Origin of the sequence: Streptomyces lushanensis (genome assembly GCF_001700515.1) — a bacterium.
GTDB classification, from domain to species: Bacteria; Actinomycetota; Actinomycetes; order Streptomycetales; family Streptomycetaceae; genus Streptomyces; species Streptomyces lushanensis.
The window spans coordinates 1-6,463 of the sequence record NZ_MAUD01000568.1; the positions used below are offsets into that span (position 1 = coordinate 1).

Below are 6,463 nucleotides of genomic sequence, written 5' to 3' on the forward strand. Positions count from 1 at the left end.
GGAGGCGCAGCGCCTCCAGGAGGTCGTCGAAGCCCTTCGTCGGAACCGCCCGGCCCATGGCGAGAAGGAATCCGGCGCGGGCCTTGGCGGGCAGGGGCGGCGTGCTTGCCGGCCGGGTCATCTCCTCCTGGATCAGCCCGTTCGGGACGCTCACGATGCTTCTCCGAGGAACGGCGTAGCTGACGATGAGGTGGCCCCGCATGTGGGAGGAGATGGCGCCGATCCGCCCGCCTCGGACGGTGGCCGCCCGCAGGGCGTCGCGCTCCCAGCGGACGCGGGAGATGTCCTTGGGGCGCGTCAGCGCGGTCGTGGAGCGGGGCACGAGCAGCAGGGCCATGGACGGCGATGTGTAGGGGGCCAGCCCGAGGAACGGGATGTCAAGGCCGATGAGAAGGCACCGGCTCGCTCGATCAGCGATGCGTACGGCCGCCTCGCCGGCCAGGTCGCACAGCTGCACGGAGCCGTGGATCGAGTCCGGCGCCGCCTGGACCTCCGGGATCGTGATGACGTCGGCCTCAGCCTGCCGCAGCATCTGCTGGACCTCGCCGGCCCACCGCCGGTCGTGCGCTCCGGCTGTCTCCGGCACGTGCGGGGTGATGACGGAGAGGCGGCCCGGCGGCAGAAGGCGGGCGAGGGCCGTGAGGAAGGCACGGTTGCTGAAGCCGGTGCCCGACGCCGCGCCGTAGAAGCCCTCGTGGAGGGCGACGACGACACGGGGTCGGCGGACCGCCTTCGGTACGGCAGTGGGCGGGGGCGCTGGAGTCGCATGGTCGATGCGCACCGTGTGGTGCCTCCTTCAAAGACGGGGTATCGCGGGCGTGGGCGTCAGGTGCTGGCCGTCGAAGGGCTGGTCTCGCGGGTGAGCCGACACCAGGCGCGGGTGCCGTGGGTGCCGGTCGTCAGCGACCAGGCGTCGGCCAGGGCCGCGACGATGATCAGACCTCGTCCCGATTCGGCCTGCTCGCCGGGAGCCTGAAGAGAGAACGGTGCGAGGTGGGAGCAGCCGCCGTCGGTGACGGTGATCTCGACCTCCAGACGGCCGGTGGTCAGGCTTGTGCGGTCGACGCACAGCACCAAGGGCGGGCTGCCCGAGGCGAACGCGTTCGTGGCGAGCTCCGACGTGATGAGGCGGGCGTCATCGAAGAGGCCCGCCTCGGTGCCGTGGAGTGCAACGGCCACAGCCCTCCGGGCGACTTCGGCCGCTTTCGGCCCGTACGGCAGATCTGTGATCAGCGTGGTCGCGTCGGCGCCGTCGGTGTGCCCGGAGGCCGGGACGCGGGCCGGACGCTCGGTGTCGTGGTCCAGCACACTGCCGAAACGGCTTCGGGAAATACTCGTACGGTGTCTCAAGGCCCACCTCTTTTCCGTCGGCACCGAGGGCGGCGCCTTCCGCCGGGATCCAAGAACACCGGAGGAGGGCGCCGCGCAGGACCCGATCAACGGGTCAACTCGGTCAACTTCCTTGGGAAGGTGGTGAATCAGCTGGCCGAGGGCGTCACCATGAGGGAGCACGGGAAGTGATGGACGAACCACTGGGGCAAGAGGTGGTCGCACGTGGCACCGCAGGCAGGGGGACCCAATGCCGTACTGGCGGGCTGCCTCGACGAACTCGGGTGGAGTCCGAAGGCGCTCGCTCGCAAGCTCAACAGGGTGTTCGGGGCGGGGACGGTGGCCGAGTCGGCTCCGTACCACTGGAGGGACGCCGGCTCCCTGCCGCGTTCGCCGTTACCGATGATGGCCGCCTACGTGCTCTCCCAGGAACTGGGTAAATCTGTCTCGGTGGCGGAACTCTGGCAGGGCCGCGTCGGCGATTCCTCGGCGCTCGTGCCGGCTGACACGGATCTCGCACGGCCCTGGACCGTGCAGGGCATGGAGGCGATCGTGGAGGACTGGGTGATGGGAGGGCTCGTCGACCGCCGTCGCTTCCTCGCGATCTCGGGCGCGGGGCTTCTCGCGATCGTCGCCCAGTACCTCGACGGCACCGCAGGGCGCGGCCAGTACGCGCCCCGGATCACGCCGTCCTTGGGGGCCGATCCGCTCGTGGACCAGGTCGAACTTCACCTACCCCTGCTTTCCGCGCTTGACGACGAGCACGGAGGGGCGCGTCATCTCCCGTACGTGGGCGCCCAGTTCCGTGCGATCGGGCTCCTGATTCGTGAGGGCGGGCACTCTCCTGGCGTCGCGAGCCGCATGATCCGCGCACTCGCGGAGATCGGCCAGCTGGCCGGTTGGATGGCCTTCGATGCCGCCGATCATGGTCTGGCGCAGCGCTACTTTGCCACGGCGCTGCGTGCAGCACACCAGGTCAACGACCTGCCCCTGTGTGCCCACATCCTCGGCGACCTCTCCTTCCAGGCGGCGAGCCGGGGCCACCCTGCGGACGCCATTGCCCTCGGCGAGGCCGCCCGGCGCGCGAGCGACGCCGCCCCGCCGGTCGTACGGGCATCCGTCCTGTCCCGGCTCGCGTACGCGTACGCCGCCGCCGGCCGGGACAACGACTTCGCCCACACCCGCGGGGCCGCCCGCGAACTGATCGCCAGCCGGGACGGCGGCCAAGAAGAGCCGCGCTGGATGTACTTCCTCACCGACAACCACCTGGACTGCCAGGCCGGTTACGGGCTCATCCAGATGGGCCGCGCCCAACTGAAGACGGACGGGGGCACGAAGGGACGGCGCTTCCTCGCCCAGGGGGCGGAGATGCTGCGGTCCGGGGCATACGACGTCCCGCGCGGCGACCCCAGCCAGCGCCGGGCCATGTTCGAAGGGGCCTGGCTGGCCCTGGGACTCAGTGCCCGTGGCGACCTGGAGGCCGCTTGCGAGGTCGGCCAGGTCGTCGCTGACCGCCTCGACGTCGTGCGCTCGCCTCGCAGCGCGGCCCTGCTCCACCAGCTCGCCGCGGACCTGCGCCGCCGCCAGCGCAATGCCCACGTGCGCAGCTTCCTGCCCACCCTGGAGCACGCCCTCGCCGAACACGCCCCATCGACGTCACCCGGCCGTTAGGGTCAGGATCATGGCCGCAGGGGAGCGTGTTGTCGTTGTCGGGGCCGGGGTGGCAGGGCTCACCACCGCCGTCGTTCTCGCCGAGGCCGGAGCCTCGGTGCATGTGATCGCCGAGCAGGTGCCCGGCGTCACGTCGCTGGCGGCCGGGGCGATGTGGGGACCCTACCTGGTCGAACCGAAGGAGAAGGTCGACCAGTGGGGGCAGCGGTCCCTGGAGGTCTTCCGCGAGCTGGCCGAGGATCCGTCGACGGGCGTCCGGCTCACCAGCGGCATCGAGGCGTCCCGCACAGCCGAGGCGCCACCGGACTGGGCCACCACCCTCCCCGGCTTCCGGCCGTGCGGGCCGGCTGAACTGCCGGCCGGGTTTTCAGCCGGCTACCGGTTCACGGTGCCGCTGATCGGTATGCCCACCTACCTCGGCTACCTCCTGCGCCGGCTCGACGCTGCTGGAGGAACGGTTGAGCGGCGGCGCCTGGCCTCGCTCGCGGACGCCGGCCCTGCTGCCGTGATCGTTAACTGCACGGGCCTCGGTGCCAAGGATCTGCTCCCGGACCCTGACCTTCGGCCCATCCGCGGCCAGCACGTCGTCGTCACCAACCCAGGGCTGACCGAGTTCTTCTCCGAGGACACCGGCCTTTCCCCAGACCTGCTGTGCTTCTACCCCCACGGCGACACCGTCGTCCTGGGCGGTACGGCCATCGACGGAGAGGGTGGCCTAGCCTCTGACGACACAGCGGCGGCCGGCATCATGGCCCGCTGCGTCGAGGTCGAACCCCGTCTCGCCGCAGCCCGCTTTCTGGACCATCGGATCGGTGCCCGGCCGACCCGGGCCACGGTCCGGGTGGAGGCTGACCGGCGGGAGGACGGCGCTGTAGTCGTGCACAACTACGGGCACGGCGGCGCTGGCGTCACGCTGTCATGGGGTTGTGCCGAGGAAGTTCGTGGCCTGCTCGCGGGCATGTGAGGCGTGCGAACTAGTCTAAGGTCTGCCCCGTAACGATCTTGGGATCGGGCGAGGCGACGGCGGCTGCGGTCTTCGACTGTCCGCCTATCCGGCGAGGGCGAGGTTGTACAGACGGGCGATGCCGAGCATGGCGTGATGTACGCCGTCTCTCTTGAGACGGCAGTCGCGCAGGATTTCCAGCCCTTCATGCGCGCGAGGGTGTGCTCTACGCGGGCTCTGACCTGCTTGTGCGACCGGTTGTGTTCCTCCTTCCGCACTGGGAGTTCTTCGCCCTTGCACCGACGGTGTGGAATGACCAATCCGGTTCCTCATGCTGCCACTGCCCCACCCGCTGATCGACGGATCATTTCCTCTCGCACTGCTTACCGCAGGTCTTGGTGCGGCTCCGGGGCGTCGTCGAGAGCATCCCGCTTCGCCCATTGATCGATCATCTCAAAAACAACTCGGTCATCATCTATTTGACCGATCAAAGAAGGGTCCTTCAGCATCGCCTTAAGAAGTTGCCGCAGGAGATAATTTGCAATGTCAGTGGCCAGAAATTTCTCACCTCCTAGATTGACTATCCTCTTCTTTTCATACTTCACCTGGCCGTGCACAATCAGCGAACGATACGCGTACACCTTTTTGATGAGACCGGCAGTCTTAGCCGAGTCCTCAAAGCCTTCGCGAGCCAAAATGGCGGCGCCCCGAATGCCGATTTTATACGTCGCGTCACCCGCCTTAGTGCCTCCTAGAAGTGCCTCAATCCCCACACACAAGTCCACAATTTCATCCAGCTCATCGTCTCGCAATGTGGCAAGTTGCAGTCTACTGGCAGCCAAAGAGACTTGCGGATTTGCGTCGGCCAGCGCAGCGAAGTATTGGGAAATCTCCCCACCGGCCTCGGAGCTAAAGGTGAATGCCGGCGCTTCTGCACGCTCATCCATCTTCTTGGAATAGCGGGCAATGCTGAATCCGTTCTGAAGCTGCCCCAGCCCAGCTCTATAGCCCGACGACCAGCCGACCGGCTCATAACAGACTTGCTGATACCCGACAGGAAAGTCCGACTTCACAGAGATCGCCTGCATAGCGCGATCAATAATGGCGTAAGGAAATTCCCCCCACACCGGCCCACCATACCCGCGCGGGTACGTAATATTTACCGCATCGTCGATGAAAAGAGCGTGTGTAGCCGCCCGATTCGACCACCAATCGCGCTTATATTGCTCTAGAGAGAACAGCCTTTCCAGGTGCTCCTGGTCCGTGATTCTTCGAATCTGAACCTTCCCGTCTAGCGGAATCACATCATCCAGGAAGGAAACGTTCAGAATGGGGACGCATAGCCGGATTCCGAGAGGTTCAGACTGCCACCAACGCTCCATCTCCAAATACCGAGAGAGCGCAAAAGATTCATCCCATTCGAACCCCTTCACTTGTGCGTGACGTGCAGCTACCTCCAACACGAAATCGGCTACGCCGGCCTCCAGCATGTGTGGACCAAAGCGATCCGAAGGATCTCCCTCCCAACCATTGAACGGCGCATAAACGGAGTGCCCCCTCACGTACGACAGTAGATCTGAATATCCAGAAAGCTCCTCATAAACGTACGGCTTGGTATTCCAACGCCCCTGACCCTCGAAAAGTCGTCCGTAATTGGGCACACCATAGTCTGATTCAAGTTGGATATATTGACCCTCACCCACCGACTTCAGCGCAGGGAAGGATGAATACTTGTCGATCTTCTTTTCGGCAATTACGGCAGCCTTGATTTTACCCAAAGCATCCATGATTGCAGGACGAGTGAGCTCCCAAAGCGCACTATCCCTAGGCTCCATTGGCCCCCCTTACGTTGCGGCACTTGAGGTTATCTCGGAATCCCAGGGCCGAGGAAGTCGGCTAACGTGCCCGGTCACCTACTGCCAGCGTCCGACGACGACTCGCGAAGCCTGCGGGTGGGTGGAACACCGAGCCCTGACGACAGCTCCTCACCAAAGGTTGTTGCGCAAGGTTAGGCGTCGCCGATAGGTCATCGAACGCACCATGTCCTGGCTCACCGGATACCGCAGACTCAACCACTGCTACGAACGCCATCCCCGCAACTACCTGGCCCTCTGCGGCCTCGCCGCACCGCTCTGCTGCTACAAACGACTCCGCCGACTCACCACATGGGGCACGGTCTTAATGGCTGAGCCAGCCTCCTTATAGCTGTCGACGCTCGATCGGGCGGGCAGCCACCAGAGGCGGGGCGGGCTGTGTCGCATCCGGCCTCAGACCAGTCGCGGATACCCGCACGGTGGTGCGTCGGCGGGCGGCTTCGGCTCGGGGGTTGGGTGCAGAGTTGCGGCTGGTGTGTTGGATGCGGCTGATCAGGACGCGGGCAGGTTGGCGGGCGGTGGTGAGCTCGCGTTGAGCGGCGGCTTCTTTGAGGAGCTGGTGGGGTTGGTGGCCACGTGCTTCGGCGTCGGCAAGGACGGTGGCCAGGGCGGGCCAGCTGGGGTCGGCGAGTACGCGGGCGGCGTG

5 protein-coding genes and 3 pseudogenes are annotated in these 6,463 nt (G+C 66.1%); 3 read left to right on the forward strand and 5 right to left on the reverse strand.

What is annotated here, in order from left to right; genetic code table 11:
• Positions 1-781, reverse strand: a 781-nt coding sequence (locus BFF77_RS31300; protein ID WP_141698589.1) for a glycosyltransferase family protein, incomplete at its 3' end; no start/stop codon positions are given.
• Between the two features lie 44 nt (positions 782-825).
• The gene (locus tag BFF77_RS31305) at positions 826-1,350 is read right to left on the reverse strand and encodes an ATP-binding protein (RefSeq protein ID WP_107422305.1); all 525 of its coding nucleotides are present in this window, start codon (positions 1,348-1,350) and stop codon (positions 826-828) included.
• A gap of 204 nt (positions 1,351-1,554) precedes the next feature.
• On the opposite strand from BFF77_RS31305, the gene BFF77_RS31310 reads away from it, so the two are divergent.
• Together BFF77_RS31310 and BFF77_RS31315 are read left to right on the forward strand one after the other, a co-directional pair.
• Positions 1,555-3,000: an NsdA family TPR-like regulatory protein gene (locus tag BFF77_RS31310; RefSeq protein ID WP_066956827.1), complete on the forward strand. Its 1,446-nt coding sequence runs from the start codon at positions 1,555-1,557 to the stop codon at positions 2,998-3,000.
• A gap of 10 nt (positions 3,001-3,010) precedes the next feature.
• A complete protein-coding gene (locus BFF77_RS31315; RefSeq protein ID WP_066956829.1) occupies positions 3,011-3,964 on the forward strand; it encodes an FAD-dependent oxidoreductase in 954 nt (317 codons plus the stop codon).
• An 84-nt stretch (positions 3,965-4,048) separates the two neighbouring features.
• On the opposite strand, the pseudogene BFF77_RS33975 reads toward BFF77_RS31315, so the two are convergent.
• Positions 4,049-4,272 (reverse strand): annotated as a pseudogene (locus BFF77_RS33975) (transposase); the annotation flags it as partial.
• Positions 4,273-4,326: 54 nt separating this feature from the next.
• Positions 4,327-5,730 (reverse strand): HEPN domain-containing protein, encoded by a 1,404-nt coding sequence (locus tag BFF77_RS31320; protein WP_141698590.1) that lies wholly within the window; start codon positions 5,728-5,730, stop codon positions 4,327-4,329.
• 238 nt (positions 5,731-5,968) lie between these two features.
• Here BFF77_RS31320 and BFF77_RS36405 point away from each other — a divergent pair.
• Positions 5,969-6,148: pseudogene (locus BFF77_RS36405) on the forward strand (hypothetical protein); the annotation flags it as partial.
• Here BFF77_RS36405 and BFF77_RS37440 read toward each other — a convergent pair.
• Positions 6,143-6,463: pseudogene (locus tag BFF77_RS37440) on the reverse strand (mobilization protein); the annotation flags it as partial. The pseudogenes BFF77_RS36405 and BFF77_RS37440 sit on opposite strands and share 6 nt — an antisense overlap.

Coding starts and splice junctions, on each gene's coding strand:
- BFF77_RS31315 (WP_066956829.1), top strand. CDS start 3,011: ATGGCCGCAGGGGAGCGTGTTGTCGTTGTCGGGGCCGGGGTGGCAGGG.
- BFF77_RS31320 (WP_141698590.1), bottom strand. CDS start 5,730: ATGGATGCTTTGGGTAAAATCAAGGCTGCCGTAATTGCCGAAAAGAAG.